This window comes from Methylobacterium sp. J-067 (assembly GCF_022829465.1).
Classification (GTDB): Bacteria; Pseudomonadota; Alphaproteobacteria; order Rhizobiales; family Beijerinckiaceae; genus Methylobacterium; species Methylobacterium litchii.
This window is the reverse complement of the sequence record NZ_JAKSXZ010000110.1, coordinates 346,904-373,593: the sequence shown is the minus strand read 5'-3', so window position 1 is coordinate 373,593 and position 26,690 is coordinate 346,904. Positions and strand designations below refer to the sequence as shown.

Below are 26,690 nucleotides of genomic sequence, written 5' to 3'. Positions count from 1 at the left end.
TTCCCGGTGGGGGCTTCGAACGAGCCCGGCATTTCCTCGTGGCCCACGGGTGAACCCCGCGGATTTTGTATGCGAAGCCATCGATAGCTTCGGTCGGGGTCGTGTCAACGGCCAAGACATACGATGCGTCCGGCGCCCACGGCCGTTGTCAGCCGCTACGGATCGCGCCACCCTCGGTTCAGGACCGCGCGGGGATCGCGGCCAATGGGGAGGGGTGTCATGGCGAGTTCGCTCGGGCATTTCATTGAGGCGCGTGACAGCCTCGTCACCGACGCCATCGACGGGCTGCTGACCGCGCGGGGCGGGGCGTTGGCCCGGCTCGACGGCTATCCCGACATCCGCGTTGTGGTTCGGGCCGAGCGCGATCCCGGCAAGGTCGCCGTCATCTCCGGCGGGGGCTCGGGGCATGAGCCCACCCATGCCGGGTTTGTCGGCGAAGGTCTGCTCGACGCGGCGGTGTGTGGTGATGTCTTCGCTTCGCCCTCGGCCGATGCGGTGCTGGCGGGCATCCTCGCGGTGAGCGGCCCGGCCGGCTGCCTCGTTGTGGTGAAGAACTACGCGGGCGACCGACTCAATTTCGGCCTCGCCGCCGAGCGGGCGCGGGGCCTCGGCATCGCCGTCGAGACGGTGCTGGTGGCCGACGACATCGCCCTGCCGGCGGCCAAGCAGCCGCGCGGCATTGCGGGCACGCTGTTCGTCCACAAGGTGGCGGGCCACGCCGCCGCCGCCGGATTACCCCTCGCGGAGGTCGCGGCGCGTGCTCGGAAGGCGGCGTCGGTCGCACGGTCGCTCGGCATTGCCGTCTCCACCGCGACCATTCCCGGCTCGCACCGGGCCGAGCGCATGGCGGAGGGACAGGCGGAACTCGGGCTCGGCATCCATGGCGAGCCGGGGGTCGAGCGTCTCGCCCTGCCGCAGGCCTCCGAGCTAGCGCGCATAATGGCCGAGCGCCTCGCGCCGACGCTGCCGGGGGATGGGCCGCTGGCGCTCCTCGTCAATAATCTCGGCGCGACGACTGCGCTCGAAATGCAGGTTCTGACCCGCGCGGTGCTCGCCACCGATCTCGGTAAGCGAGCGCGGCTGCTCCTCGGCCCGGCGCCGGCCATGACCGCGCTCGACATGCACGGCGCGTCGCTGAGCTTCCTGCCCCTCGACGGAACGATGGAAGAGGCCTTGCTCGCCCCGGTGCCCGTGCCATCATGGCCGGCGGCGGTAACGGTGGCGGCGCCCGTGGTGAAGCCGCTTCCCGACGGCCTCGAAGGCGAGCGCTTCACGCCCTCGCAGGACGCCCTCGCCGCCGGGCGCATCGCGGTGGTGGCGAAGGCGCTGATCGCGGCGGAAGCCGACCTCAACGCCCTCGATGCGAAGGTCGGCGACGGCGACACCGGCACCACCTTCGCCGGCGCCGCCCGCGCCGTGCTGGCCGATCTCGACCGGCTGCCGCAAGCCGATCCGCCTGCCCTCGCCCGCGCCCTGGCCGAACGGATCGGCCGCGCGGCCGGCGGGTCGAGCGGCGTCCTCGCCTCGATCTTCTTCGCCGCCGCAGGGGCGTCCCTTACGGACGGAGCCGGCTGGCCGGAGGCCCTGGCGGAGGGCGTCACGCGGGTGCGGGCCTATGGCGGCGCCAATCCCGGCGACCGGACCATGCTCGACGCACTCATCCCCGCCATCGAGGCGCTGAGATCGGGCGATCTCTCCGGCGCGGCGTCGGCTGCCCGCGAGGGCGCCCGCGCCACCGCCGGCATGAGCCGCGCCGCGACCGGCAGGTCGAGCTACCTCGCGGCGGGCGACCTGCAGGGCGTCGAGGATCCCGGCGCGGCGGCCATCGTCATCGCCTTTGCCGCCCTCATCTGAAAGCCGATGATGCCCACCTGCCTGATTCTCGACGATTACCAGAACGCCGCCCTCGGGCTTGCCGATTGGGGGAGCCTTGATGGTGTCAGCGTCTCCACCGTCACGGAGTATATCGGCGACCGGAAGGCGCTGGTGGCGCGGATCGCGGAGGCCGAGATCCTGGTGATCATGCGGGAGCGGACGCCCTTCCCGGCGGATCTGCTGGCGCGTCTGCCGAAGCTGAAGCTGCTCATCACCAGCGGGATGCGCAACGCCTCCATCGACCTCGCGGCGGCGAAGGCGCAGGGCGTCACCGTTTGCGGGACTGATTCGAGCCCGACGCCGCCCACCGAATTGACCTGGGCGCTGATCCTCGGCCTCGCCCGGCACCTGCCGGAGGAAGTCGGGAACATCCGCTCCGGCAGGTGGCAGACCAGCATCGGCGCCGACCTGTCCGGCGCGACGCTCGGCATCTTCGGCCTCGGCAAGATCGGCGCGCTCGTCGCGCGGGTGGGTCAGGCCTTCGGCATGAACGTGCTCGCCTGGAGCCCGAACCTCACGGCGGAGCGCGCCGAGGCGGCCGGCGCAAGGCTGGCGCCGTCCAAGGAAGCCCTCTGCGAGGCCGCCGACTTCCTCACTCTGCACCTCGTGCTGAGCGAGCGCAGCCGGGGCATCGTCGGCGAGGCCGAGTTGCGGCGGATGCGCCGGAGCGCCTACCTCGTCAACACGTCCCGCGCGGGGCTCGTGGATCAAGTGGCCCTGCTCCGTGCGCTGCAGGAAGGCTGGATCGCGGGTGCCGGGCTCGACGTGTTCGACACCGAGCCCCTGCCCTACGACAGCCCGTTCCGCCGCCTGCCGAACGTCCTCGCCCTGCCGCACCTCGGCTACGTCTCGCGGGCGAACTACTCGCGTTTCTTCACCCAGGCCGTCGAGGATATCGCGGCGTGGCAGGCCGGAAGCCCGATCCGGCAACTCGGCTGAGCCCTCAGGCGGTGCGGGGGTCGAGGGCGTCGGCGAGGCCGTCGCCGAGGAGGTTCAGCGAGACCAGCGTCGCGATGAGGAAGGCAGCCGGCGCCGCGAGCATGTGCGGCGCGGCCTCGATAGCGCGGGCGCCTTCCGCGATCAGCACGCCCCAACTCGTCTGCGGCTCCTGCACGCCGAGGCCGAGAAACGACAGGAAGCTCTCCAACAGGATCACGCGCGGCACGAGGAGCGTCGCCGCGACGGCCACCGGCCCCAGCGTGTTCGGCACGATGTGCCGGAGCACGATGCCCCCCGCCGACAGGCCCAGCGCGCGGGCGGCGCGGACGAAATCGCGCTCGCGCAGGGAGAGCGTCTGCGCGCGGACGATCCGCGCCATGTCGAGCCATTCCACGGCGGCGATGGCGAGCAGCATGAGCCCGAGGCTCGCCCGGAAGAACACCAGCAGCAGGATGACGAAGAATACGAAGGGCAGCGCGTAAAGCGCATCGAGCGCGCGCATCATCGCGGCATCGACCGCCCCGCCGGCATAGCCCGCCACCGCGCCGTAGCCGACGCCGATCAGCAGCGCCACCAGCGTCGCCGTAAGCCCCACCGCCAGGGAGACGCGCCCCGCCACGAGGCTGCGCGTGAGCAGGTCGCGCCCGTGAACGTCGGTGCCGAGGAGGAGGCGCAGATGGCGGATCGGCACGTCGAGGACGAGACGGCGCCCGCCCTCCTCTTCCGCCACCACCGACGGTGCGCCGAACAGGTCGGAGCGCGGCAGGTAGACGAGGCTGCGCCGGTCGATGGGTTGGTCCGCCGCGAGGGTGAGGTTCAGGCGGTCGCCGTCCCGCGCGAAGGCGGCGACGCGGGCGCGCATGCGGAACGCGATGCGGTTCAGGGCGGGCTTCAGTTGGGCGTCGTCCGGCTGGGCCGTCAGCCCGGCGGGCAGTTGGCGCAGATCCGGGTAGAAACGGTCGGGCTCGTGGCCGGTGAAGGCGGGGCCGACAAGGCAGGCGAGCGCCAGAAGCGCCAGTACGACGAGGGAGGCGACGGCGCTCCGCGCGCGAGCCAGCCGCCGGATCATGATCCCGCTCGCAGGCGCGGATCGAGCCACGCGCAGGCGAGGTCGGCGGCGAGGTTCAGGACGATGACCAGCACCGCCACCAGAAGCACCACGCCCATCACGAGCGTATAGTCGCGGTTGACGGCGCCCTCGACGAAGTAGCGCCCGATGCCCGGCAGGCCGAAGATCGTCTCCACCACCACCGAGCCGGTCAGCAGGGCGGCGGCGAGCGGCCCGAGATAGGCCACCACCGGCAGAAGCGCCCCGCGCAGGGCATGGCGCGTGACGAGGACGGGCGGCAGGCCGAAGGCGCGCATGGTCCGCACCGGCTGCGTTCGCAGGACCTCCCCGAGGGATGCGCGGGTCATGCGCGCCAACGCCCCGATTTGCGGCAGGGCCAGGGTGAGGACGGGCAGGATGAGATGGCGCGGATCCCCCTCCTCCCATCCGCTCAGCGGGAGCCAACGCAGTGTCAGCCCAAAGGCGATCTGCAACAGGGGCGCGACGACGAAGCTCGGCAGCGACAGGGTGAGCGCGGCACCGAGCCCGATGGCCCGGTCGATCCACCCGTCCCGCCGCAGCGCCGCGATGCAGCCGAGCCCAATGCCGAAGATACAGGCGACGATGAGGGCCAGGACACCGAGGGTCGCCGAGACCGGCAGGCCCCGCGCGATCAAACCGGCGACGCTCATGTCGCGGAACGAGAACGACGGCCCGAGATCGCCCCGTGCCAACGCCGCGAGATAGCTGCCGAACTGCGCGATGAGCGGCCGATCCAGCCCATAGACCTTGCGCAGGTTCTCCATCGCGGCTGGCGAGAGCGGGCGTTCGAGGTCGAACGGCCCGCCTGGGGCGAGGCGCATCAGGAAGAAGCTCAGCGCCACCACTGCCAGCAGCGTCGGCACCCCCTGCCCCAGCCGCCGCAGGATGAGGCCGATCATGCGGTCAGCCTGAAGTAGCGGGTCGGCGCGGCGTTGCGTAGGTTCGGATGGTAGCCCCGGAGGCGCGGCGAAATCAGCGCCTTGGTCCGGTAATGCATCAAAGGAATCCAGGGCAGCTCGCACAGCGCGATCTCCTCGGCCCGGTACAGGAGGTCGGCCCGCCGCGCGAGGTCGCGCTCGCGGGCGCCCTCCTTCAGCAGCGCGTCGTAGTCTGGATTCGACCAGCGGCCGGCATTGAAGCCGTCATTGCCGGTCTGGAGCAGGAACAGGAAGTTCTGCGGATCGGAATAGTCGGCGATCCACGACATGCGCGCGATGTCGAAATCGCCGCCGTCGCGCAGATAGGCGAAGTGGGTCTTCGCATCGGTGTAGACGAAGCGCGTCACGATGCCGAGGTCGCGCCACATCTCAGCGAGCGCCACGGCAGTGTTGCGGTTGTTGTCGCTCATGTTGAAGCGGTACTCGACCTTGAGCGGATTGCTCTTCGGATCGAACCCGGCGGCCGTGAGGAGGACGCGGGCCTCCTCCTCGTGGTCGATGGGCAGGCCCTTGCGTCCCGCCGTTTCCGGTGGCGTGCGGTAGTGGTCCAGGCCCTCCGGGCAAAGGGAATAGGCCGGGCTCATCGTGTCGCCGAAGAGCGCCTGGGCGAGGTAGTCGCGGTCGATCACCAGCGAGAGGGCGCGGCGCACCCGAACGTCCGAGAACGGCGCCTTGCGGGTGTTGATGGCGAGCGCCGCCAGCCCAAGCGCCGGGCCGAGGACCACCTGCGGTCCGAATCGGTCCTGAAGCGCCACCATCTGGTCGCCCGGCAGGTCGGACAGGGAATCGATCTCCCCGGCGGCGTAGCGGCGCACGGCGCCCGATAGATCCGGCGTCGGCAGGAAGGCGACCCGGCGGATCGGCACCGAGGCCGCCGCAGGATGGTGCGGGTTCGCTTCCAGCAGGATGCGGTCGCCCGGCACGTTGTCGAGCAGGCGGTAAGGGCCGTTCGTCACGAGGTTGCCCGGCCGCGTGAAGGATTCACCGTGCTTCGCCACCGACGCAGCGTGGACGGGCGCCGCCGTCTGATGGGTCAGGAGTTCGAGGAAGTACGGCGTCGGCTCTTCGAGCGTGATCTCGACCGTGGCCGGGTCGGGCGCCGAGACGCCGAGGGTCTCCACGGGCTTCTCGCCGCGATTGATCGCGGCCGCGTTAGTAATAGGAAACAACACCTCGGCGTATTTGGCGCCCGTGGCCGGGTCCATGATCCGCCGAAGCGAATAGACGAAGTCCGCCGCCGTCACCAGCTCGCCGTTCGACCAGCGGCCGTCCGGGTCCAGGGTGAAGCGATAGGTCATGCCGTCGTCCGAGACGGACCATGCCTTCGCCGCGCCGGGCACGATGGCCCCACGATTGTCGTAGGTGAGCAGCCCGTCGCAGAGGTCGCGCAGGATGTGCGCCTCCGCGACCGTGGAGGACTTGTGCGGATCGAGGGTTTCCGGGTCGGCGTCGTTGCCGCGCCGGTAGAGCGGATCCCCGGCGGCGGCACCCGACGTGGCAGCGAGCGCGGCGGCGCCGGCGAGCCAATCCCGCCGACGCAGGCGCATCAGGCGCCGGTCTCGGCCACGAGCCCGGCGGCCTCGATCCCGGCGACGGCACAGATCTCGTCGTTGTCGGAGGTGTCGCCCGAGATGCCGACCGCGCCGAGCAACCGCCCGTCCTTGCCCCGGATCAGGACGCCGCCCGGAACCGGCACCAGGGCGTCGGGCCCGGCGAGGTGGCTGATCGCAGCCACAAAATAGGGCTGCGCCTCCGCACGGGTATGGATGGCCCGCGAGCCCATGCCGAGGGCGAGCGATCCGTTGGCCTTGCCGCAGGCGACTTCCGCGCGACGCAGGGAGGCGCCGTCCTCGACCTCGACGCAGCGGAGCGCGCCGCGCGCGTCGTAGACCACCACTGCCATGGGCTTCAGGTGCCGCTCGCGCGCGGTGCGCAGGGCCGTCGCCACGACGATGCGGGCGGCCTCCAGAGTCAGATCGATCATCGGTGCTTCGCGTTCAGGCTGAGTGGGACAAGCGTTCGAACGCGATTGTGGCCACCTGCGCCAGGATCTCAAGTCGCCGCACGGTGGATTCGTCGGGCTCGATATACGCGCACCAATAGGCGCCCAGCGCCGCGACGGGTTCCGGCGCGCCCATCGGCACCATGGCGAGGCTGCGCATGGACGTGCGCCAATAGGCGATCTGCGGCACGCGAGGGTCGTTCTCGAGATCGGGGATGACCGCCGTGCGCCCATTCAGCATCGCCCAGCCGGAGACGCATTCGGTCATGGGGAACCGCGCGCCGCGCCACAGGGGCTCGATGGCGTCCTCGGCGGCGTAATGACAGCAATCGCCCTCGCGCAGCACCACCGCGATCCCATCGGAGCCGACGACGTCGCGGGCAGTCCGGCAGAGCACCGCCACGATCTCATCCACCGAGCGCGCAGCCGCCAGCGACTTGGCCGCTTCGGCCAGCCGGACCCCATGATCCTCGTCGTATTCGGTCGTCAGCAACATCCAGAAAATCTCGCGATGAACCATCGCTCAAGGGGGTGGGTCAGCCCCTCATCGATCCAATAGGTGAATGAACGAGGCCGGAAAGGCGTTCCACCGCTACGCTATCACGCGCCCCGGCGTGGCAGCGAAGCCGCAGTGATGCTGCCCACGGTGGAAACCACTCAGAGGAAAAGTCGCCGCGCCTGAATCGCCCGTGAATCGCCGGCTCGACGTGCGGCGACGCACCTAAGAGGCCGCTGCACTGCAACGTCGCGAACCCTCCGGCGAATTGTCCGGTGAGGACACCAATTCCGAGGAGTTCGCCGTGAGAGTGCTCATCGCCGCCACGCCCCTGACCGGGCACGTCAACCCGCTACTGGCCATCGGCCGGCTGCTGTCGGCCCGGGGAGACAGCGTCACCGTCCTCACCGATCCCGCCTTCGCGGACAAGGTGACCGAGGCGGGCCTGCGCTTTGCCCCCTACGACGATCACGGCTCGGCCAGCTATCTCGAACCGACGCTGCCGCCGGGCCCGGAGCGCTGGACCAACGAGTTCGACCGCCGATTCATCGCGCCGATGCCCGTTCAGGCCGCGCGGCTCCGCGAGCTGATCGCCAGCGAGGCGCCCGATGTGATCGTGGCGGGCAGCATGTTCCTCGGGGTGCTGCCGCTGCTCCTCGATACGAAGCCCCGGCCGCCCATCGTCGTCGTGAACATCAGCATCCTGTTCCTCGACAGGCCGGATGGCGCTCCCCTCGGGATGGGTTTGCCCCCCGCCCGCGACGAGGCGGGCTTCGCCCGCTACGCGCAGTTCAAGGCCGGCATGGACGCGGCTTTCGTCGGCCCGGTGCGGGCGCGCGCCGACCGCCGGCTCGCCGAACTCGGTCTGCCGGGCCTGCCGGCCTCGCTCACACAGTCCATCGCCATCCTGCCGGATGCCTTCCTTCAGCCCAGCGTGCCGGAGTTCGAATACGATTTCGGTTCGTTGCCGGAGACGCTGCACTTCGTCGGCCTGCTGCCGATGGCGCGGACGAACGCCGCGGTGCCGGACTGGTGGCCGTCGCGGGACCGCAGCAAGCGGATCGTGCTGGTGACGCAGGGAACCCTGGCCAATGCAGAGTTCAGCCAGGTCGTGGAGCCCACCCTGCAGGCCCTGGCGCACCGGGACGACTTGCTCGTCATCGCCACGACCGGTGGGCGTCCGATCTCAGCCCTTACCGTCCCGATTCCGGCCAATGCCCGCGTAGAGCGCTTCCTGCCCTTCGGCGAAATCCTCCCGGAAATCGACCTGCTCGTCACCAACGGCGGTTACGGCAGCGTCTGTCAGGCGCTTTCGGCCGGCATTCCCATCGTCTCGGCGGGCCTGAGCGAGGACAAGGCGGAGGTCTCCGCCCGCATCGGCTGGTCCGGAGCCGGCATCAACCTCGCCACCAACACGCCCAGCGTCGCCGCGCTGCGCGAGGCCGTCGACACCGCCCTGTCCGATCCGCGCTACCGGGATCGGGCCGGGGCCATCGCCGAAGCCTTCGCCCGGCGTGATGCGGGACGCGAGATCCTGTCGGCCATCGACGGGCTCGTCCGCACTCCCGTAGCGCTCGAAGGGTGATCCCGGCGGCCGGGCGACACGTCGCTTGGCCGCAGGAACAGGAGCGCCTGCCCCCGGTTCGCCCTTCGCATGGGACGGACGGGAGAGCGGGACATGGCGCAGGTGCGCGGATCGACGGTCGTCATCACGGGGGCGTCGAGCGGCATCGGACGCGCCGCCGCCTGGGCTTTCGCCACGCGCGGCGCCCGCGTCGTCCTGGCCGCGCGCCGCGCCGAGGTTCTGGAAGACCTCGCGCGGAAGATCCGGGAGGATTGCGGCGAGGCCCTCGCCATTCCCACCGACGTGACAGACCCGAAAGCCGTCGAGGCGCTGGCCGAGGGAGCGGTGCGTCGGTTCGGCAAGATCGACGTCTGGATCAACAACGCGGGCGCGGGCGTCTTCGGGCCGCTGCTGGACGCCCCACTCGATCTTCACCGCGAGACCATCGCGATTAACCTGCTTGGCGCGATCCATGGCGCCTACGCGGTACTACCGCATTTCCAGCGGCGGGGACGCGGCACGCTCATCAACACCGTCTCGATGGGCGGATGGGCGCCGACACCCTTCGCGGCGGCCTACACGGCGAGCAAGTACGGCCTGCGCGGCTTCTCGGCGAGCCTCCGACAGGAACTCGCCCGGCACAAGCACATCCATGTCTGCGGCGTCTTCCCCGCCATCGTGGACACGCCCGGCCTGGAACACGGGGCGAACGTCTCCGGCAAGACCCTCAACCCCGGCCATCTCTACTATGCGCCGGAGGACGTGGCCGAGGCCTATGTCCGGCTCGTGCGCCATCCGCGCCACGAGGTGGCGGTGGGCTGGCCGGCGCGGCTCGCGCAGGCGGGCTACGCCCTGGCGCCGGGCCTGACGGAGCGCATGATGGGCGCGGGCTTCCGCTTCGCCCTCGACCGTGCCGATCCGGGACCCCGAACCCACGGCGCGCTGAAGGACCCGATCCCGCAGGGCACGACCGCCGATGGCGGCTGGCGCGAGCGCAAGGGCGTGCCCTCTGCCGGGACGATGAGCACGGGCCTGGTCGTAGCGGGAGTGGGCGCGGCGGCGTTGCTCGGTCTCGCCCTCGGCACCCGCAGTTCACGAGAGTCCTGAGCGCCCAACGGCTCGGGCGGCAGGCCGATCTGCCGTCCTCAACATCCGCCGCTATCCGACCATAAGTGGATGCAGTTCAAAATGTCTAGAATGTCCGGGAGAAGTCTTGGTGGGCGCACTAGGGTTCGAACCTAGGACCCGCTGATTAAGAGTCAGCTGCTCTACCAACTGAGCTATGCGCCCGATCACTAAGTGATCGCCCCCGCCGGCCACCAAGTCCGTCTGGGGTGCCGGGCTGATACCAATGCCACCGGGGGCTGTCCACCCCCGGCGGCGATTTTTTCTCACTCGGCCGCCGCGTGCTGTGCATGGAGCCGCACGGCCTGGGCCGAGAACTTGTTCAGGGCCGACAGGTAGGCCTTCGCCGAAGCGACCAGCGTGTCCGGGTCGGCGCCGCGGGCGGTGATGCTGCGGTCGGCATCGCGCAGGCGCACCGTCACCTCGGCCTGGGCGTCGGTGCCGCCGGTCACGGCGTGGACGTCGTAGAGGTCGAGCTGCGCCTCGTGCGGGACCAGGGCGCGGATCGCGTTGAAGACCGCATCCACCGGCCCGTTGCCGTCCGCTTCCTCGATTCGCGAGCCGGCCTCGTCCTGGATGCGCAGGGTGGCCCGCTGCGGCCCACGCGTGCCCGCGATGACCGACAGGGAGACCAGCCGGATCCGGTCCTGCGCCGTGGCGAGGTTTTCGTCCACCAGGGCCTCGATGTCCTCGTCGTAGACGTGCTTCTTCCGGTCGGCCAACGCCTTGAAGCGCTCGAACGCGTCCTGGAACTGGTTGTCGGACAGGTGCAGACCGAGATCGTCCAGCTTGGAGCGGAAGGCCGCCCGGCCGGAATGCTTGCCCATGACGAGGGAGGTCTTGGTCAGGCCGACCGAGGCCGGTGTCATGATTTCGTAGGTCTCAGAATTCTTCAGCATCCCGTCCTGGTGGATGCCGCTCTCGTGCGCGAAGGCGTTGCGGCCGACGATGGCCTTGTTGAACTGCACCGGGAAGTTCGTGGCATGGCTCACGAGCTTCGAGGCACGGGTCAGCATCTGCGATTCGATGCCCGTCTCGTAGGGCATCACGTCGGCGCGAGTGCGGATCGCCATCACGATCTCTTCGAGCGCCGCGTTGCCCGCCCGCTCGCCGATGCCGTTGATGGTGCATTCCACCTGCCGGGCGCCACCCTCGATGCCCGCCAGCGAGTTCGCAATGGCGAGGCCGAGGTCGTTGTGGCAGTGCACGGAGAAGATCGCCCTGTCGGCGTTCGGCACGCGCTCGCGCACGCTCCGGAACATCTCCCGGTACTCGGCGGGCGTGGCGTAGCCCACCGTGTCGGGCAGGTTGATGGTGGTGGCGCCCGCCTTGATCGCCGCCTCGACGCAGCGGCACAGGTAATCGATGGGCGTGCGGGTCGCGTCCATGGCCGACCATTCCACGTCCTCCACGAGGTCGCGGGCCTGGGCAACGGTCTTCAGGATGATATCCAGCACCTCGTCCTGCGTCTTGCGCATCTGGTGCGCGAGATGGATCGGCGAGGTCGAGACGAAGGTGTGGATGCGCCCGCGCTGGGCGTGCCGGACGGCCTCGCCGGCGCGGGCAATGTCGGCGGTGATTGCGCGGGCCAACCCGGCGATGGTCGCACGCTTGGTGCGGCGGGCGATCTCGGACACGGCCTCGAAATCGCCGATGGAGGCGATGGGGAAGCCGGCCTCGATGATGTCGACGCCCATCGTGTCGAGCAGTTCGGCGACTGCGAGCTTCTCGTCGAAGGTCATGGTCGCGCCGGGGCATTGCTCGCCGTCGCGCAAAGTCGTGTCGAAGATCAGGACGCGGTCACGGGTGCCGGTCGTCTGGGTCGGGGATTGGGTGCTCATCGTATCGCCTTCCTGAACCCTGTCGCGCTCCGCCCGGGCTGCTGGCCGGAGGCGGGGAATGCCCTCGTCGGGCGGTTATTCGCGAAACAAAATCCCCTAAGGGCCCAGGCGCATGCCCGGACGGCCCTCAGGGGCGGGTAAGCAGAAGGTCGAGGAGGAGGACCGGGCGCGCGCGCGACAGCAGGGCCGCGTGAGCGGCACCGGCGATCTCGGACGCTGAGCCGGCGCTGGCCAAGGCTCGTCTCTCCTCATGGGTCGCGCGGCCAAAGCCGTGCGTCAGGCGCGAAGAGGTACATCCGCACCGTTCGAAACTCAAGGGCATGGCGGGCGCGGACGGCTTCCCCTCGGGCGGAGACCGCACTAAAGCCGCGCAAGTTCTCTCAAATCGTGCGCGAGACCCACCATGGCCAGCTACAAACTCCTGCTCCTGCCCGGCGACGGCATCGGCCCGGAAGTGGCGGGCGGGCTTCAGGTGGTGCTCGGCGCGCTGAAGGAGACGGGGCTCGCCTCGTTCGAGACCGAGACCGACCTCGTCGGCGGCTGCGCCATCGATGCCCACGGCGTGCCGCTGGCCGACGCGACCCTGCAGCGCGCGAAGGACGCCGACGCGATCCTCCTCGGCGCGGTGGGCGGGCCGAAATGGGCGGGCGTCGCCTACGAGAACCGCCCCGAGGCGGGGCTTTTGCGCCTGCGCAAGGATCTCGACCTCTTCGCGAACCTGCGTCCGGCGATCTGCTACCCGGCCCTGGCCGAGGCCTCCGCGCTCAAGCGCGAGCTAGTCGAAGGCCTCGACATCATGATCGTCCGCGAGCTGACCGGCGGCGTCTATTTCGGCGAGCCGAAGCAGATCACCGAGCTGCCCGATGGCGGCAAGCGGGCGGTGGATACGCAGGTCTACACGACGGGCGAGATCGAGCGCATCGCGCATGTCGCCTTCGATCTCGCGGGCAAGCGTTCGGGCCGCGTCGCCTCGGCCGAGAAGCACAACGTGATGAAGACCGGCGTCCTGTGGAAGGAGGTCGTCACCCGCGTCCATGCCGAGCACTACGCCGACATCGAACTGGAGCATATCCTGGCCGACAATTGCGCCATGCAGCTGGTGCGCCGTCCGAAGCAGTTCGACGTGCTCGTGACCGACAACCTGTTCGGCGACGTGCTCTCGGACATCGCGGCGATGCTCACCGGCTCGCTCGGGATGCTGCCCTCGGCCTCCCTCGGTGCCGTCGATGAGAAAGGCCTGCGCCGCGCCCTCTACGAGCCGGTGCATGGCTCGGCGCCCGACATCGCCGGGCAGGACAAGGCGAACCCCATCGCCATGATCGGCTCGCTGGCCATGTGCTTGCGCTACTCGTTCGGCCTCGGCGACGCGGCGGATGCCCTCGACGGGGCGATCACCGATGCGCTGGCCGGGGGCGCTCGCACCGCCGACATCGCCGGGCAGAGCGCCAACCCGATGGGCACGAAGGCCATGGCCGAGGCCATCGCCGGAGCCCTGACGGCGCGTGTCGGCTGAAAACACCCCGTGGGACGCCGTCTGCGACGCATGGCGGGCTGGCCGGACTCCGGCTAAGACGCCCGGATCGCTCGGCGGTCCGGGCGCGAAGGGCGGGAGCAGCATGACGGTGTCGGACGAGGGCTCGGGTCGCGAAACCACGGATTTCGGCTTCGAGCGGGTGGCCCTCAACGAGAAGCAGGGACGCGTCGACAGCGTGTTCCACTCCGTGGCCCGCCGCTACGACGTGATGAACGACTTGATGTCGGCGGGGCTGCACCGGGCGTGGAAGGCGCAGCTCGTCTCAATGCTGCGCCCGTCCAAGACGCGGCCCTACGATCATCTCGACGTGGCCGGCGGCACGGGCGACGTGGCGTTCCGGGTGCTCGATGCGGGCGGCCCGGCGACGTGGGTGACGGTGCTCGACATCAACGAGTCGATGCTGCGCGTCGGCGCGGAGCGGGCGCCGGAGAAGTACGAGGGCCGGGTGAACTTCGTCACCGGCAACGCCGAGAGCCTGCCGCTGCCGGACGCCTCTTTCGATTCGTACACGATCGCCTTCGGCATCCGGAACGTGCCGCGCATCGATCTCGCGCTCAGCGAGGCGCGGCGGGTGCTGAAGCCCGGCGGGCGCTTCCTGTGCCTCGAATTCTCGGCCGTCGATGTGCCGCTCCTCGACAAGATCTACGAGGCGTATTCCTTCCACGTCATCCCGCGCATCGGCGCGCGGGTGGCGGGGGATGCCGATTCCTATCGCTACCTCGTGGAGTCGATCCGCAAGTTCCCGACGCGCGGTGCCTTCGCCGGCATGATCGAACGGGCGGGCTTCCGCCACGTCACCGACCGGCCGCTTTCCGGCGGCATCGTCGCGATCCATTCCGGCTGGAAGGTCAGTTGAGGGTGGTGCACTCGTGATCGGCGCTGCCATCAACCTCGTCCGTGGGGCGCGGGTGGGCTTCGTACTCGTCCGCGAGGGCGCGCTCGCCTTCGCCGACCCGTCCGAGATGCCGGCCGTCCTGCGCTTCGCCCTGAAGGTCGGCCGCTCCATCGAGCGGAAGGGCCTGGGCGACGGCGCCGCCCGCCTCTCGGCGGCGATGACGCGGCTCGGGCCGTCCTACGTGAAGTTCGGACAGTTCCTAGCGACCCGCCCCGACATCGTCGGCATGCGCGCCGCCCTGGACCTCGAACAGTTGCAGGACCGTGTGCCACCCTTCCCGCAGGCCACCGCCGTGCGGGTGGTGGAGGCCGCCTTCGGCAAGCCGATCGGGCAGCTCTTCGTCTCGTTCAGCGAACCCATCGCTGCAGCCTCCATCGCGCAGGTCCACCGGGCCGTGGTGCAGGATGCGGACGGCACGCAACGCGCCCTCGCCGTGAAGGTGATGCGCCCGGGCGTCCGCGATGGGTTCAAGCGCGACCTGGAGGTGATGCGCTTCATGGCGCGGATCGTCCACGCCCTCTCGCCGGAGGCCGAGCGCCTGCGCCCGCGCGAGGTGGTGGAGATCCTTGCGCGCTCAGTGCTGATGGAGATGGATTTCCGCCTGGAAGCGGCGGCCGCCTCCGAACTGGCCGAGAACACACGCGGCGACGACGATTTCCGTGTGCCCCGCCCCGAATGGGAGCTGACCGCCCGCGACGTGCTCTCCTCGGAATGGATCGACGGCATCAAGCTGCACGGCCCGGCGGCCATCGTCGCGGCGGGTCACGACCCGCGCGAAGTCGGCCGCGCGGTGATCCAAAGCTTCCTGCGTCAGGCGATCCGCGACGGGTTCTTCCACGCCGACATGCACCAGGGAAACCTGTTCGTGGACGGTCAGGGCCGGCTGGTGGCGGTCGATTTCGGCATCATGGGCCGGCTGGGGCCGAACGAGCGGCGCTTCCTCGCCGAAATCCTGCTCGGCTTCATCACCCGCGATTACCTGCGGGTGGCGCGTGTGCATTTCGAGGCGGGCTACGTGCCGGCGCACCATTCGGTGGAGGATTTCGCCCAGGCGATCCGCGCCATCGGCGAGCCGATCCATCAGCGCAAGGCCGACGAGATTTCGATGGCCAAGGTGCTGACGCTGCTGTTCGACGTCACCGCTCTGTTCGACATGAGCACGCGCACCGAATTGGTGATGCTGCAGAAGACCATGGTGGTGGTGGAAGGCGTGGCCCGCTCCCTCGACCCCAAGCTCGACATGTGGACCACCGCCGAGCCGGTGGTGCGCGCGTGGATCGCCCACAATCTCGGTCCCATCGGGCGGCTTCAGAGCGGCGCGGAGGCATTGCGGACCCTCTCCGACGTGGTGACGGACTTCCCCGACCTCGCCGTGCGCTTGAAGCGCGTCCTTGTGCGGCTCGATGAGGCCGGCACGGGGGACGCGAAGCGCCTCGAACGCTTCGCCCGCAACGAGCGCCTTCGCGCCGTTTGGTCGACGCTGGCGCTTTGGGGCATCGCCATCGGCGCACTGACCCTGGCGTTCCGGGGCCTGTGAGCCCCGCTACGTCTCGACGAGACCGCTGCTCGACCCGCTGGCCTCGGACGTCGCCCGGCCGTGCGGCTTGGCGATGTACTCTTCCGAGCGCATCTCGATGAGGCGCGAGACCGTGCGGTCGAACTCGAAGGCCTCCCGGCCGGTGCTGGCCGTGTAGAGGTCCTGCGCTTCGGCCGCCGCCGAGGCGACGAGCTTCACGTTGCGGTCGTAGAGGGTGTCGATGAGCGTGATGAAGCGCTTGGCCTCGTTGCGCTCCGCCTCCTGCATCACCGGAATGCCGTCGATCAGCACCGTGTGGTAGGCGCGGGCGACGGCCATGTAATCCGAGGCGCCGAGCGGCTGGCGGCAGAGGTCGTCGAAGCTGAAGCGCGCCACACCGCCGGCCTCCTGCGGCACCCGCACTTCGCGGCCATGCACCGTGAGGCTTCCCTCCGCGCCCTTCGTTCGGCCGGTGAGGCCCTTGAACGCGGCATTGAGAGCGGCGCGAGCCGCGTCGTCCGCCGGCACATGCCAGACCTTGGCACTCCCCAGCTTTTCGAGGCGGAAATCCGTCCGCGAATCGAGCCGTAGGACGGAGACGCGCTCCTTCAACACCTCGATGAAGGGCAGGAACAGTGCCCGGTTCAAGCCGCCCTCGTAGAGCCGGTCGGGCTCGACATTCGACGTGGCGATGACGGTCACGCCCCGGCGGAACAGGTGGTTGAACAGCCGCCCCAGGATCATCGCGTCCGCGATGTCGGTGACGGTGAACTCATCGAAGCAGAGGAGCGTCGCCTCGTTGGCGAGGGCGTCGGCCACGGGGCCGATGGGGTCGTCGCCCTTCACCTCGCCGCGCTTCAGCGCCTGCCGGTAGGCGTGGATGCGCTCATGCGCGTCCGCGAGGAAGCCGTGGAAATGGACGCGGCGCTTGGGCCCCGGTGCCGCCTCGTAGAACAGGTCCATCAGCATGGTCTTGCCGCGCCCGACCGAGCCCCAAACGTAGAGGCCGCGCACCGCTTCCGGCTCGTCCTTACGCTTGAACAGCCAGCCGAGGGCGCTGCTCTTGCTGGCGCGCTTGCGCCGTCCGAGTTCCTGCACGATGGCATCGAGGCTGCGCACGGCGGCGACCTGCGCCGGATCGCGCTCGATGGCGCCGGTGGCGATCAGCGCCTCGTAGCGATCATGGACGGGACCGGGCGAGACGGCGCTGCGGCGTGCCTCGGGAGACGGGCCGCGCCCCACGCCGGATGTCTGGCTCACGAAACCGGTTCCTCGCCAAGTCCGATGCCCGGCGGCGCCGGGCGGCGCCGTTCCTGTGCCGTGGCAAGCGCTTCCGAATCAAGTCTTTCGGCTCGACGGTTCAAGCAAACCGTTCCATGTCCGAACCACATCGCAACCCCCGCGCCACAACCCATGCGGCAGTTTTGCTGCATTGCACAACGCCGTATGCTCTGCCATATCGCAGGAGTATTCGGGAGGAACGTCCGTGTCCCGTGGCGCCGAGGCGCCAACGACCGGAGACGTTCATGGCCGACCAACGGCAACTAGACTCATCACCCATCGTCCGCCGGCTCTGGCTCAGCGACCGGCAGGCCGTGCTGGACTATTTCTGTCGCCTCGACGCCGACACCCGTGCAAACCGTTTCATGGGGCAGGTCAGCGAGGCCGGGCTCCGGGCCTATGCCGATCAGGCGACGTCCGCGCGCGGCGTCATGTTCGGCGCCTTCCTCGACGGGACCCTGCGCGGCCTCGGCGAGTTGCGGCCCGGCGGCCCCGGCCCATCGAACTACTTCATCGGGCCGGAGGCGGAAGCCGCCTTCGCGGTGGAGCGCCCGTTCCGCCGCATGGGCCTCGGCGCCGCGCTGTTCGCGCGCATCACCCAGGCGGCGCGCAACCGCGGCGTGTGTGATCTCCATGTCCGCTGCTTCGCCCGCAACGGGCCGATGATCCGCCTCGCCGCCCGGCAGGGCGCCACCCTCAGCCGCGACGGGCTGGACGCGGACGGGTCGCTGCACCTGAACCGGGCGACGCCTCTCTCGCTCTGGTACGAGAGCATCGCCGAGGCCTTCGACTTCACCCTCTCGGTCTCGGCAAAGACCCTCGACCGGAAGGACGCCGCCTAGCCGACCGGCTCCCCCACCAGGGCGAAGGTGAGGAGATCGACGGACGCCGCACCGCCCCGCAGCAAGGCGCGGGCGGCGGCATTCGCGGTGGCCCCCGTGGTGCGCACGTCATCCACGAGGAGCACGCGCAGCCCTGCAATCCGATACGCCTCGGCGGGCGGGACGTGAAACGCCCCCGACAGGTTCTCGGCGCGGCCCGCGCGGCTTAAGCCCACTTGAGAGCGCGTGGCGCGTCGGCGGATCAGCGCTTGGGGAAGAAAGGGCAAACCCGCTTTATCCGCGAGGGGTCGCGCCAGCAGTGCCGCCTGATTGAAGCGCCGCCGCCACAGCCGCCAGCGATGCAGCGGGACAGGCACGACGCAATCAGCCTGCGCGATCAGGTCGCGCCCCGCACCCGCCATCATGCGTGCCATCGGCCGGGCGAGATCGTGCCGGTCCTCGTATTTCAGGCGATGGACGAGGCCGCGCGCCACGTCGTCGTAGAGCGCTACGGCCCGCGCCCGCGTGAAGACGGGGGGCTGTGCGAAGGCTTGGGGGGAAGTCAGCCGGCCGATCCCAAGATCGACGGCGAAGGGCATGCCGAGGCGGTCGCACAGCGGCTCCTCGATGAGCCGCAGGCCGGACCAGCAGGCGGGGCAGAACGCGCCCGCATCGGCGGTGGCAGCGCCGCATCCGGCGCATGTCGGGGGATAGACGAGGCCCAGCGCGAGATCCCGCGCCCGGCGGAAGGAGACGGCGGCGCCCCGGAGGGCGCCGCCGGACTTGTCGGTAAGGGTGCTCAGCGCGCCCCGGCAGGCTGCATCGCCTGCTGGTCGGCGGCCTTCGCCTTAGAGTTCGCCCGGTGACGGCCGATGGCACAACCGGCGGCCGCGCCCATCACGCCATGGCCCGCCATGTGGCCGGCGACACCGCCGACGAGAGCGCCCTTGATGCAGCCCTTCGCCTCGGCGGCGCCGGTGGCGGTGAGGGCGGACAGGGCGACGACGGTGCCGAGAATCAGACGCTTCATCAGGTTTCTCCCAAACGAGTCCATGAGCCAACTGGCTTGTGGGGCAGGAACGGCGAGTGCGGTTTCCAGTTCCGTTTTCATTCCTCAGCCGACTTCACGTCTTCGCGGGTGGTATCGAGCCCCTGCATACGCCATCTCACCCGGTGATGAGTACGCCCCATCCGCTTTTCGACACCGCTCTGATCCGCCGCCGCCTCGCCCGCGCGCAGGCCGGCGGCTATGCCGGTTTCCTGCTGGAGCGCGCCGCCGAGGAACTTGAGGATCGGCTGGCCACGGTGCTTCGCGATTTCCGCCGGGTGCTCGATCTCGGCAGCCCCGCCGCCGTGGCCAATTCCGTCCTGGCGCGGCGCTATCCCGAGGCCGAGCGCTTCCGGCTCTCACCTCTGCCGGAAGCGGGTCCCGGCCGGGCCGTGGCGGACATGGAAGCGCTGCCCATCGGCCCGGCCAGCATCGACCTCGTCGTGTCGCTGCTCGCCCTGCATGCGGTGAACGACCTGCCCGGCGTTCTCGTGCAGGTCCGCCGGGCGCTCCGGCCGGATGGGCTCTTCGTGGGATGCCTGTTCGGCGGGGCGACCCTTACGGAGTTGCGCCACAGCCTGACCCAAGCCGAAAGCGAGATCGAAGGAGGCGTCAGTCCGCGCGTGGCGCCGTTCGTGGCGATCCGCGAGGCGGGCGGGCTTCTGCAGCGGGCGGGCCTCGCCCTGCCGGTGGCGGATTCCGACCTGCTGACGGTGCGTTATGCGGATGCCTTCGCCTTGATGCGCGACCTGCGCGCCATGGGCATGACGAACGCCCTCACCGACCGCCGGAAGCGCCCGATGCGCCGGGCGACGTTGCTGCGCGCGGCGCAAATCTACGCGGAGCGCTTCGCGGATGCGGACGGGCGGATCCGGGCGAGCTTCGAACTGGTCTGGCTTCTCGGTTGGGCACCCCACGACAGCCAGCAGAAGCCGCTCAAGCCGGGCAGCGCCTCGGCGCGCCTCGCAGACGCCCTCGGGACCGTCGAGTTGAAGGGAGAGGGCAGCTAGTCCGCCCTCCCCGCGTGACGCCTTACTCTTCGACCTTGGCGACCGGGCGGTCGTTGCCCTGGGCGGTCTCGTCGTGCCATTGGCCCGCCTTGTCCTGATAGCGGATGCCTTCGGTCGAGCCCGGCACCTGTTGCTCGGCGGCGGCGGCCTGGGCGGCCTGAAGCGCCTCGTCCCGGCTGGGGAAAGTCTCGGAAAAGACGTCGCCGACCTTGTAGGCGTAGCCGCCGTCGTGCTCGACAATGTGATAGGTGACTTCCGACATGACGCCTCCGAACGCGTGAACGGGTTTCGGAGCGCGAACCCCTGGGGCACCGGAGCGGTTCCGCAGCCACCGATCCGCCCGAATGCGGCATCAGAGGCATCGCCTCCTCGCTCGCAGGGTCATTCGATGCCGCTTCGTCCCCGTCTTCTCGCCTGTGCCGCCTGCGTCGTGACGCTCAGCGCCCTGCCGGCGCGGGCGGAGGAAGGCTTCCTCGACAGGCTGTTCGGCGGGACGCCGGGCGCCGCACCGGCCAACCCGTTCGCCTCCAACTACCCGTCCGCAGCGCCCTCGCAACGGGAGGTCGCCGCGGCCCGGGCGGAACGGGCCGCGCGCCGGTCGCGCGGCGGCGAAGGCGGGCCGATCCCGCCCGGCCGCATCCCGGAGGAGTAGCCTCAGGCGTCGCCGACGACGCCCGCCTCGTCCTGCGCCTGGAGCACGTCCGGGCGCGGCATCGAGATGATGTTGTAGCCCGAATCCACGAAATGGGTCTCCCCCGTGACGCCGCCCGACAACGACGAGAGCAGGTAGAGCGCCGAGCCGCCCACCTCGTCCAGCGTCACCGTCCGCCGCAGGGGCGCGTGGGCGCGCTGGTGGTTGAACATCAGCCGCGCATCCGCGATGCCCGCGCCCGCCAGGGTCCGCATCGGCCCCGCCGAGAGGGCGTTCACGCGGATGCCATCCGGCCCGAGATCGGTGGCGAGGTAGCGCACCGAGGCTTCGAGTGCCGCCTTGGCCACGCCCATCACGTTGTAGTTGGGCATGACGCGCGTCGAGCCACCGTAGGTCAGCGTCAGCAGCGAGCCGCCGTTCTTCATCCGCTTGGCCGCGCGCTGCGCGATCTCGGTGAAGGAGAAGCACGAAATCGTCATCGTGCGCACGAAGTTCTCGCGCGTCGTGACATCGACGTAGCGGCCTTTCAGCTGCGCCTTGTCGGAGAAGCCGATGGCGTGGACTACGAAGTCGAGCTGGCCATCGAACCGTTCGTCGAGGGCGTCGAAGGTGGCGTCGACGGAGGCGAGATCCTCCACGTCACAGGGCAGCACGATATCGGAATCGAGCCTGGCGGCGAGCGGCGCGACTCGGCGCCCGAGGGCATCGCCCTGATAAGTGAAGGCAAGCTGCGCACCGTGGGCGTGGAGCATCTTCGCGATGCCCCAGGCGATCGAATGGTCGTTGGCCACGCCCATGATCAGACCGCGCCGGCCTGCCATCAAACCCGTCATGCGAAACCGTCTTCATCGTGGCCTGCCGCCCCCGATGAGAGGGCGGCTCTGAGCCCTTGCCTTAGCCCGCCCTCCGCGGCCCTGTCCAATCGCCGCCCGTTAGGCGTCGATATGTTTCAGGACCAGCGTCGCGTTGGTGCCGCCGAAGCCGAAGGAGTTCGACAGGACGTGGCCGAGCTTCACCCCGTCGCGGCGGGCGCGGAGGATCGGCATGTCCGCGAAGGCGGGGTCGATCTCGTCGATATGCGCGCTCTCGCAGATGAAGCCGTTGTTCATCATCAGCAGGGCGTAGATCGCCTCCTGCACGCCGGTCGCCCCGAGGGAATGGCCGGTGAGCGACTTCGTGGCCGCGATGGGCGGGCATGCGTCGCCGTTGCCGAACACCTCGCGGATCGCCTCGATCTCCTTGTCGTCGCCGACCGGGGTCGAGGTCGCATGCGGGTTGATGTAGTCGATCTTCACGCCCTTCAGGCCGGCGATCGCCTGCTTCATGCAGCGGATCGCGCCCTCGCCCGAGGGGGCCACCATGTCGTAGCCATCCGAGGTGGCGCCGTAGCCGGCGATCTCGCCGTAGATCCGCGCGCCGCGCGCCTTGGCGTGCTCGTACTCCTCCAGCACCACCACGCCCGCGCCGCCGGCGATGACGAAGCCGTCGCGGCCGGCATCGTAGGCGCGGGAGGCCCGGGCCGGCGTGTCGTTGTACTTCGAGGACATGGCGCCCATGGCGTCGAACAGGACGGAGAGCGTCCAATCCAGCTCCTCGCAGCCGCCCGCGAAGATGATGTCCTGCCGCCCGCCCTGGATGATCTCGGCGGCGTTGCCGATGCAATGGTTCGACGTCGCGCAGGCGGACGAGATCGAATAGTTCACGCCCTTGATCTTGAACCACGTGGCGAGCGTGGCCGAGGCGGTGGAGGACATGGCCTTCGGCACCGCGAACGGTCCAACCCGCTTCGGACCCTTGCTGCGGGCGATGTCGGCCGCCTCCACGATGGCATGGGTCGAGGGGCCGCCCGAGCCCATGATGATGCCGGTGCGCTCGTTCGAGACGTCGCCCTCTTCGAGGCCGGCATCGCGGATCGCCTGTTCCATGGCGACCTGATTCCAGGCGGTCCCGCCGCCGTGGAAGCGCATGGCGCGCCGGTCGAGCACCGTCTCCGGGTCGAGGGTGGGGGCACCCTGGACCTGACAGCGGAAGCCGTGTTGGGCGAAGGGCACGGCCCGGGTGATGCCCGAGCGTGCCTCGCGAAGGGAGGCCAGAACCTCCTGCGTGTTGTTGCCGATGGACGAGACGATGCCCATCCCGGTGATGACGACGCGGCGCATGGAAAGACCAAACCTCCGTCGCGGCGACGGTTGCCCGCGCCGCGTTGCGGTCAGCTAAGGGGTAGCCGGTGCAATCTCAACAGCCCGGAACGTCAGGCGTTGCCCGCGCCACCCTCAACTTCGACCGGCCGGGCCGATATCGACCCGATCCGGCCTCCTAGATGGGAGCGGATATCAGGCGTTCTAGGCCCGGAAAAGCGCGACGCGCAGATCGGTCGCCTCATAGATCCGGTTTCCGTCGGCTTCCAGCCACCCATCGGCGATGCCGAGGACCAGCCGGCCCTGGCGGACGCGCTTGAGATCGACACCGTAGACGACCTTCTTGACGGTCGGCAGCACCTGATCGGCGAACTTCACCTCGCCGACGCCGAGGGCGCGGCCACGACCGGAGGCACCCAGCCAGCCCAGGTGGAAGCCCACGAGCTGCCACAGGGCGTCGAGGCCGAGGCACCCCGGCATGACGGGGTCGCCTTGGAAATGGCAGGGGAAGAACCAGAGGTCGGGGCGGATGTCGAACTCGGCCAGGACATGGCCCTTGCCGTGGGCGCCGCCCTCCTCGCCGATGGAGGTGATGCGATCGAACATCAGCATCGGCGGCAGCGGCAATTGCGCGTTGCCCGGTCCGAATAGCTCGCCGCGCCCGCAGGCCAACAGGTCCTCGTAGGAGTAGCTCGAGCGGCGGCTCGGGGCCGGCGATTGCGCGGTGTCGGCGTCAGGCGGCATGAAAGCGCAGCAATTCCCGTTCAGTAGCGACGTTCCGGCGCCCATCGCCGGCCCATCCGCAGGCGGGTTAGCACGGGCGGGGGCGCGTTCAAAGCGTCTCGCCCCGTCAAGCTGCGCCGGGTTGCGACGCGGGGTCGCCTTCCGTATACTCGTAACAATTGTTTGCCCTCTCTTAGAGCGTTCAGTCCCCAATGTCAGAGATGGTGCCCCTGCAGGCTGTCCTCAGCGGTCGTATCCCCGCCTTCCAAACGGAGGCGAACGGGGCCGGCCGTCGCGGTTGCCCGCTCTCGGACCTGCGGGAGCGGCTTCGCCGCGCCGGCCTGCGCCCGACCCGTCAGCGCCTGTCGCTGGGATGGCTTCTGTTCGGCCGGGGCGACCGTCACCTGACGGCGGAAATGCTCTACGACGAGGCGATGCGCGCCAAGGTGCCGGTCTCGCTGGCGACCGTGTACAACACCCTGCACCAGTTCACCGAGGCCGGGCTGCTGCGCCAGCTCGCCCTCGACGGGTCGAAAGCCTATTTCGATACGAACCCGAGCGAGCACCACCACTTCTACCTGGAGGAAGAGGGCGCGGTGATCGACATGCCGGATTGCGGCATCACGGTCGATTCGCTGCCCGAGGCTCCCGAGGGCATGGAGATCGCGGGCGTCGAAGTGATCGTCCGCCTACGCCGCAGCCGCCCCGCCGGCCGTCGCCAGCAGGGCTGAGCGGCCGACCATCGAATTATCAACGAAAAAGGCCCGGCTCGCGCCGGGCCTTTTTCATTCCACCTTCTCGTTCGGATAGACGCCCCAGAGTCGATTCTGACGGATATACCCGTCGACATCGCGCTTCGACGGGAGCGTCACGACCAAGCGGCACCACGTCCCGCCACAGGTCTTGACGTTGCCGATCACCCCGGATTGCAGCCGCGCCTGATCGCTCGACGTGTCGTCGGGGCTCGACCGGAGAGGCACCGCCGCCTTGGCGCCGTCCTTGTCCGGCCCGGCATTCACGATGGCCGTGCGCCGTCCGGACAGCAGCGAGTGCAGCACCCAGCCTTCGGTGCCCTCGGAATCGCGGATCCGCCGCCACGTCTCGAACTCGCCGATGATCTCGACGGGCAAGCCGGCGCGCTGGAACACCCACAGGGTGCGGTGGTCCTTGGAAGGACCCTCGCGCAGGTTCACGCGGTCGGTCTTGAGGCTGGCATAGCGCGGCAACGGCAACTTCGTAACCGGGCCGACGCCGTTCTCCTGCGCCAGGGCGGGGCCGGCGAGGCCCATGGTGCCGGCGAACAGGACGGCGATGAGAGTCGGGCGTAGCGCGCGCATCGTCCCTCCGGGAATGACGTCCGGGGCGGATCCCCCAATGGTCGATCCGCGCTCCGATTGTGTTCCGCCCGGCCTCTGCTAGACAGGCCATCACGGCCGGCGCCAGCCGGCAACCGGGGTGCGGAAGCCGGTCCTGTGTGGCCGAACTCGGTTAACGGATGCTTGCGGCCCATGCGCCGGGGGGAGTGAGACCGTGTCGAAGCGTAAGCCGCTCGTGGTGGTGACGCGCCGTCTGCCGGACGCCGTCGAGACGCGGATGCGCGAGTTGTTCGACGTCCGCTTGAACGAGAGTGACTCGCCGCTCACGGGCGAGGCCCTGGCCTCCGCCCTGCGCGAGGCCGACGTGCTCGTGCCGACGGTGACGGATGAGATCGATTCCGGTCTTCTCGCCCAGGCCGGGCCGAACCTGCGGCTCATCGCCAATTTCGGCAACGGCGTCGATCACATCGATGTCGGCGTCGCGCTCGAGCGGGGCATCACCGTCACGAACACGCCGGGCGTCCTCACCGAGGACACGGCGGACATGACGATGGCGCTGATCCTCGCGGTCGCCCGCCGGGTGCCCGAGGGCGCGCGGATCATCCCCGAGGACGATTGGACGACCGGCTGGTCGCCCACCTGGATGCTCGGCCGCCGGATCACCGGCAAGCGCCTTGGCATCGTCGGCATGGGCCGGATCGGTCAGGCGCTGGCCAAGCGCGCCCGCGCCTTCGGCCTGCAGGTGCATTATCACAACCGCCGCCGCGTCCCGGCGGCCACCGAGAGCGCACTGGACGCGACCTACTGGGAATCGCTGGACCAGATGCTGGCCCGCGTCGACATCGTGTCGGTGAACTGCCCGCACACTCCGGCGACCTACCACCTGCTCTCGGCGCGTCGCCTCAAGCTTCTGAAGCCCGAGGCCATCGTCGTGAACACCGCCCGTGGCGAGGTGATCGACGAGAACGCCCTCGCCCGGCTAATCGAAGCCGGTGACATCTCGGCGGCGGGCCTCGACGTGTTCGAGCAGGAGCCGGCGGTGAGCCCGCGCCTCGTGAAGCTCGCCCGTCAGGGCAAGGTTGTGCTGCTGCCGCATATGGGCTCGGCGACCCATGAGAGCCGCATCGACATGGGCGAGAAGGTCATCATTAACATCCGGACCTTCATGGACGGGCACCGCCCGCCGGACCGCATCCTGCCGAGCATGCTCTAAAGCATTCCCCGGCGGCGATGCGTTCGCTGCCGCCGGCCGTGTGGAACAGGCGCTCGCTGGTCAGCTTCAGGAAGTAGAATCCGAATTCCGGGTTCTGGTAATAAAGCTGCTTGACCTCCGAATAGGAGACTCGCAGCGCCCTCCCCGCCTGCATGCAGACCAGTGACGCCGTGCGCGTGTTGCCCGGCGAGAGCAGGCCGAGTTCTCCCACGATCCCGCCTGTCCGCACCTCGTACCCGACTTCGGGCACGAGGAAGACGCCGCTCTCGATATAGTAGAGCTCGTCGGCCGGGTCGCCCTTTCGGAACACCGTCTCCCCGGTGCCGAAGCGGCGCCTGCTGCCGAACGGCGCCAGCCATTCCAGGGTCAGGCTGCCGGAGGCCGCCGCCTCCGCCTGCCGCACGAGCCGCACCATCTCCCACAGCCTGTAGGCGTTGAACGGGATCTGGATGCACTCGGTCAGCACCACGGGCATGCTGCCGATCAGGACGCCGTAGGTGACGACGGCACAGCTCGCGCAAAGGGAGATGATCCGCAGCGGGATCATCGTGCTCATCGCGGAGGACGCGATCGTCAGCGCGGTCCCGAGATAGCCGATGGCCTCGATCCAGTTCATCGCCTTCCCCGGCAGCGGTTGCGGCGGGGAATGCCCGTCCGCGTCCGTTCCGGCAAG

The 26,690-nt window shown here is 69.6% G+C and carries 27 protein-coding genes and 1 tRNA gene; 12 read left to right on the top strand and 16 right to left on the bottom strand.

Going from position 1 to position 26,690, the window contains the following annotated elements:
* Positions 1–219: 219 nt before the first annotated feature.
* Both MKK52_RS16900 and MKK52_RS16895 read left to right on the top strand, forming a co-directional pair.
* Positions 220–1,854, top strand: a complete 1,635-nt coding sequence (locus tag MKK52_RS16900) for a dihydroxyacetone kinase subunit DhaK (RefSeq protein ID WP_243955733.1) — start codon at positions 220–222, stop codon at positions 1,852–1,854.
* Between the two features lie 9 nt (positions 1,855–1,863).
* On the top strand, positions 1,864–2,814 hold the full coding sequence (locus MKK52_RS16895) for a D-2-hydroxyacid dehydrogenase family protein (RefSeq protein WP_243955883.1): 951 nt from the start codon (positions 1,864–1,866) through the stop codon (positions 2,812–2,814).
* A 4-nt stretch (positions 2,815–2,818) separates the two neighbouring features.
* On the opposite strand, the gene MKK52_RS16890 is transcribed toward MKK52_RS16895, so the two are convergent.
* From MKK52_RS16890 to MKK52_RS16870, 5 genes are read right to left on the bottom strand one after another with little or no spacing between them, the layout of a single operon-like run.
* The gene (locus MKK52_RS16890; RefSeq protein WP_243955732.1) at positions 2,819–3,883 is read right to left on the bottom strand and encodes an ABC transporter permease; all 1,065 of its coding nucleotides are present in this window, start codon (positions 3,881–3,883) and stop codon (positions 2,819–2,821) included.
* A complete protein-coding gene (locus MKK52_RS16885; protein ID WP_243955731.1) occupies positions 3,880–4,803 on the bottom strand; it encodes an ABC transporter permease in 924 nt (307 codons plus the stop codon). Before MKK52_RS16885 ends, MKK52_RS16890 begins: the two co-directional genes overlap by 4 nt.
* Positions 4,800–6,389, bottom strand: a complete 1,590-nt coding sequence (locus MKK52_RS16880) for a peptide ABC transporter substrate-binding protein (protein ID WP_243955730.1) — start codon at positions 6,387–6,389, stop codon at positions 4,800–4,802. Before MKK52_RS16880 ends, MKK52_RS16885 begins: the two co-directional genes overlap by 4 nt.
* A complete protein-coding gene (locus tag MKK52_RS16875) occupies positions 6,389–6,826 on the bottom strand; it encodes a GlcG/HbpS family heme-binding protein (RefSeq protein WP_243955729.1) in 438 nt (145 codons plus the stop codon). The genes MKK52_RS16880 and MKK52_RS16875 overlap by 1 nt, the downstream gene beginning before the upstream one ends.
* Before the next feature lie 13 nt (positions 6,827–6,839).
* Positions 6,840–7,340, bottom strand: a complete 501-nt coding sequence (locus MKK52_RS16870) for a GAF domain-containing protein (protein WP_243955728.1) — start codon at positions 7,338–7,340, stop codon at positions 6,840–6,842.
* Positions 7,341–7,644: 304 nt separating this feature from the next.
* Here MKK52_RS16870 and MKK52_RS16865 point away from each other — a divergent pair, with 304 nt between their 5' ends.
* Positions 7,645–8,925 carry a glycosyltransferase gene (locus MKK52_RS16865; RefSeq protein WP_243955727.1) on the top strand — a complete coding sequence of 427 codons (1,281 nt, stop codon included), beginning with the start codon at positions 7,645–7,647 and terminating at the stop codon, positions 8,923–8,925.
* Positions 8,926–9,018: 93 nt separating this feature from the next.
* Positions 9,019–10,011: an SDR family oxidoreductase gene (locus MKK52_RS16860; protein WP_243955726.1), complete on the top strand. Its 993-nt coding sequence runs from the start codon at positions 9,019–9,021 to the stop codon at positions 10,009–10,011.
* Positions 10,012–10,118: 107 nt separating this feature from the next.
* Here MKK52_RS16860 and MKK52_RS16855 read toward each other — a convergent pair.
* Together MKK52_RS16855 and MKK52_RS16850 are read right to left on the bottom strand one after the other, a co-directional pair.
* Positions 10,119–10,194, bottom strand: a tRNA-Lys gene (locus MKK52_RS16855).
* A gap of 101 nt (positions 10,195–10,295) precedes the next feature.
* Positions 10,296–11,870 (bottom strand): 2-isopropylmalate synthase, encoded by a 1,575-nt coding sequence (locus tag MKK52_RS16850; protein ID WP_243955725.1) that lies wholly within the window; start codon positions 11,868–11,870, stop codon positions 10,296–10,298.
* Positions 11,871–12,273: 403 nt separating this feature from the next.
* Between MKK52_RS16850 and leuB the strand changes: the two genes are divergently transcribed.
* From leuB to ubiB, 3 genes are all read left to right on the top strand, one after another.
* Positions 12,274–13,383: a 3-isopropylmalate dehydrogenase gene (gene leuB / locus MKK52_RS16845; protein WP_243955724.1), complete on the top strand. Its 1,110-nt coding sequence runs from the start codon at positions 12,274–12,276 to the stop codon at positions 13,381–13,383.
* A 103-nt stretch (positions 13,384–13,486) separates the two neighbouring features.
* The gene (gene ubiE, locus MKK52_RS16840; protein WP_243955723.1) at positions 13,487–14,260 is read left to right on the top strand and encodes a bifunctional demethylmenaquinone methyltransferase/2-methoxy-6-polyprenyl-1,4-benzoquinol methylase UbiE; all 774 of its coding nucleotides are present in this window, start codon (positions 13,487–13,489) and stop codon (positions 14,258–14,260) included.
* A 13-nt stretch (positions 14,261–14,273) separates the two neighbouring features.
* A complete protein-coding gene (gene ubiB / locus MKK52_RS16835; protein WP_243955722.1) occupies positions 14,274–15,836 on the top strand; it encodes a 2-polyprenylphenol 6-hydroxylase in 1,563 nt (520 codons plus the stop codon).
* Between the two features lie 6 nt (positions 15,837–15,842).
* On the opposite strand, the gene zapE is transcribed toward ubiB, so the two are convergent.
* A complete protein-coding gene (gene zapE / locus MKK52_RS16830; protein WP_409564686.1) occupies positions 15,843–17,075 on the bottom strand; it encodes a cell division protein ZapE in 1,233 nt (410 codons plus the stop codon).
* A gap of 266 nt (positions 17,076–17,341) precedes the next feature.
* On the opposite strand from zapE, the gene MKK52_RS16825 reads away from it, so the two are divergent.
* Positions 17,342–17,938, top strand: a complete 597-nt coding sequence (locus tag MKK52_RS16825) for a GNAT family N-acetyltransferase (RefSeq protein WP_243955721.1) — start codon at positions 17,342–17,344, stop codon at positions 17,936–17,938.
* On the opposite strand, the gene MKK52_RS16820 is transcribed toward MKK52_RS16825, so the two are convergent.
* Both MKK52_RS16820 and MKK52_RS16815 read right to left on the bottom strand, forming a co-directional pair.
* Positions 17,935–18,642 carry a ComF family protein gene (locus MKK52_RS16820; protein WP_243955879.1) on the bottom strand — a complete coding sequence of 236 codons (708 nt, stop codon included), beginning with the start codon at positions 18,640–18,642 and terminating at the stop codon, positions 17,935–17,937. The genes MKK52_RS16825 and MKK52_RS16820 overlap by 4 nt on opposite strands.
* Before the next feature lie 74 nt (positions 18,643–18,716).
* The gene (locus tag MKK52_RS16815) at positions 18,717–18,947 is read right to left on the bottom strand and encodes a hypothetical protein (protein WP_243955720.1); all 231 of its coding nucleotides are present in this window, start codon (positions 18,945–18,947) and stop codon (positions 18,717–18,719) included.
* Between the two features lie 146 nt (positions 18,948–19,093).
* On the opposite strand from MKK52_RS16815, the gene MKK52_RS16810 reads away from it, so the two are divergent.
* Positions 19,094–19,975: a methyltransferase domain-containing protein gene (locus tag MKK52_RS16810; protein ID WP_243955719.1), complete on the top strand. Its 882-nt coding sequence runs from the start codon at positions 19,094–19,096 to the stop codon at positions 19,973–19,975.
* 22 nt (positions 19,976–19,997) lie between these two features.
* Here MKK52_RS16810 and MKK52_RS16805 read toward each other — a convergent pair whose 3' ends face one another.
* Entirely contained in the window at positions 19,998–20,237 is a 240-nt protein-coding gene (locus MKK52_RS16805) for a DUF2188 domain-containing protein (RefSeq protein ID WP_243955718.1), read from the bottom strand.
* 126 nt (positions 20,238–20,363) lie between these two features.
* On the opposite strand from MKK52_RS16805, the gene MKK52_RS16800 reads away from it, so the two are divergent.
* Positions 20,364–20,627: a hypothetical protein gene (locus MKK52_RS16800; RefSeq protein ID WP_243955717.1), complete on the top strand. Its 264-nt coding sequence runs from the start codon at positions 20,364–20,366 to the stop codon at positions 20,625–20,627.
* Between the two features lie 2 nt (positions 20,628–20,629).
* Here MKK52_RS16800 and fabI read toward each other — a convergent pair whose 3' ends face one another.
* The 3 genes from fabI to fabA all read right to left on the bottom strand — a co-directional run bounded on the left by fabI (position 20,630) and on the right by fabA (position 23,509).
* Positions 20,630–21,460: an enoyl-ACP reductase FabI gene (fabI, locus tag MKK52_RS16795; protein ID WP_243955716.1), complete on the bottom strand. Its 831-nt coding sequence runs from the start codon at positions 21,458–21,460 to the stop codon at positions 20,630–20,632.
* 99 nt (positions 21,461–21,559) lie between these two features.
* On the bottom strand, positions 21,560–22,786 hold the full coding sequence (gene fabB / locus MKK52_RS16790) for a beta-ketoacyl-ACP synthase I (protein ID WP_243955715.1): 1,227 nt from the start codon (positions 22,784–22,786) through the stop codon (positions 21,560–21,562).
* 183 nt (positions 22,787–22,969) lie between these two features.
* A complete protein-coding gene (fabA, locus tag MKK52_RS16785; protein ID WP_243955714.1) occupies positions 22,970–23,509 on the bottom strand; it encodes a 3-hydroxyacyl-[acyl-carrier-protein] dehydratase FabA in 540 nt (179 codons plus the stop codon).
* Between the two features lie 191 nt (positions 23,510–23,700).
* Between fabA and irr the strand changes: the two genes are divergently transcribed.
* Entirely contained in the window at positions 23,701–24,219 is a 519-nt protein-coding gene (irr, locus tag MKK52_RS16780; RefSeq protein WP_243955713.1) for a Fur family transcriptional regulator Irr, read from the top strand.
* Positions 24,220–24,273: 54 nt separating this feature from the next.
* On the opposite strand, the gene MKK52_RS16775 is transcribed toward irr, so the two are convergent.
* Positions 24,274–24,825 (bottom strand): SH3 domain-containing protein, encoded by a 552-nt coding sequence (locus MKK52_RS16775; protein ID WP_243955712.1) that lies wholly within the window; start codon positions 24,823–24,825, stop codon positions 24,274–24,276.
* A 193-nt stretch (positions 24,826–25,018) separates the two neighbouring features.
* On the opposite strand from MKK52_RS16775, the gene MKK52_RS16770 reads away from it, so the two are divergent.
* A complete protein-coding gene (locus tag MKK52_RS16770; protein WP_243955711.1) occupies positions 25,019–26,017 on the top strand; it encodes a 2-hydroxyacid dehydrogenase in 999 nt (332 codons plus the stop codon).
* On the opposite strand, the gene MKK52_RS16765 is transcribed toward MKK52_RS16770, so the two are convergent.
* Entirely contained in the window at positions 25,968–26,633 is a 666-nt protein-coding gene (locus tag MKK52_RS16765) for a Crp/Fnr family transcriptional regulator (protein WP_243955710.1), read from the bottom strand. The genes MKK52_RS16770 and MKK52_RS16765 overlap by 50 nt on opposite strands.
* Positions 26,634–26,690: the final 57 nt, after the last annotated feature.

Coding starts and splice junctions, on each gene's coding strand:
- ubiE (WP_243955723.1), top strand. CDS start 13,487: ATGACGGTGTCGGACGAGGGCTCGGGTCGCGAAACCACGGATTTCGGC.
- MKK52_RS16880 (WP_243955730.1), bottom strand. CDS start 6,389: ATGCGCCTGCGTCGGCGGGATTGGCTCGCCGGCGCCGCCGCGCTCGCT.
- MKK52_RS16860 (WP_243955726.1), top strand. CDS start 9,019: ATGGCGCAGGTGCGCGGATCGACGGTCGTCATCACGGGGGCGTCGAGC.
- MKK52_RS16900 (WP_243955733.1), top strand. CDS start 220: ATGGCGAGTTCGCTCGGGCATTTCATTGAGGCGCGTGACAGCCTCGTC.
- MKK52_RS16815 (WP_243955720.1), bottom strand. CDS start 18,947: ATGAAGCGTCTGATTCTCGGCACCGTCGTCGCCCTGTCCGCCCTCACC.
- MKK52_RS16850 (WP_243955725.1), bottom strand. CDS start 11,870: ATGAGCACCCAATCCCCGACCCAGACGACCGGCACCCGTGACCGCGTC.
- MKK52_RS16875 (WP_243955729.1), bottom strand. CDS start 6,826: ATGATCGATCTGACTCTGGAGGCCGCCCGCATCGTCGTGGCGACGGCC.
- MKK52_RS16775 (WP_243955712.1), bottom strand. CDS start 24,825: ATGCGCGCGCTACGCCCGACTCTCATCGCCGTCCTGTTCGCCGGCACC.
- leuB (WP_243955724.1), top strand. CDS start 12,274: ATGGCCAGCTACAAACTCCTGCTCCTGCCCGGCGACGGCATCGGCCCG.
- MKK52_RS16885 (WP_243955731.1), bottom strand. CDS start 4,803: ATGATCGGCCTCATCCTGCGGCGGCTGGGGCAGGGGGTGCCGACGCTG.
- MKK52_RS16800 (WP_243955717.1), top strand. CDS start 20,364: ATGCCGCTTCGTCCCCGTCTTCTCGCCTGTGCCGCCTGCGTCGTGACG.
- MKK52_RS16825 (WP_243955721.1), top strand. CDS start 17,342: ATGGCCGACCAACGGCAACTAGACTCATCACCCATCGTCCGCCGGCTC.
- MKK52_RS16805 (WP_243955718.1), bottom strand. CDS start 20,237: ATGTCGGAAGTCACCTATCACATTGTCGAGCACGACGGCGGCTACGCC.
- fabI (WP_243955716.1), bottom strand. CDS start 21,460: ATGACGGGTTTGATGGCAGGCCGGCGCGGTCTGATCATGGGCGTGGCC.
- MKK52_RS16890 (WP_243955732.1), bottom strand. CDS start 3,883: ATGATCCGGCGGCTGGCTCGCGCGCGGAGCGCCGTCGCCTCCCTCGTC.
- fabA (WP_243955714.1), bottom strand. CDS start 23,509: ATGCCGCCTGACGCCGACACCGCGCAATCGCCGGCCCCGAGCCGCCGC.
- irr (WP_243955713.1), top strand. CDS start 23,701: ATGTCAGAGATGGTGCCCCTGCAGGCTGTCCTCAGCGGTCGTATCCCC.
- MKK52_RS16765 (WP_243955710.1), bottom strand. CDS start 26,633: ATGAACTGGATCGAGGCCATCGGCTATCTCGGGACCGCGCTGACGATC.
- fabB (WP_243955715.1), bottom strand. CDS start 22,786: ATGCGCCGCGTCGTCATCACCGGGATGGGCATCGTCTCGTCCATCGGC.
- MKK52_RS16810 (WP_243955719.1), top strand. CDS start 19,094: ATGAGTACGCCCCATCCGCTTTTCGACACCGCTCTGATCCGCCGCCGC.
- MKK52_RS16895 (WP_243955883.1), top strand. CDS start 1,864: ATGCCCACCTGCCTGATTCTCGACGATTACCAGAACGCCGCCCTCGGG.
- MKK52_RS16870 (WP_243955728.1), bottom strand. CDS start 7,340: ATGTTGCTGACGACCGAATACGACGAGGATCATGGGGTCCGGCTGGCC.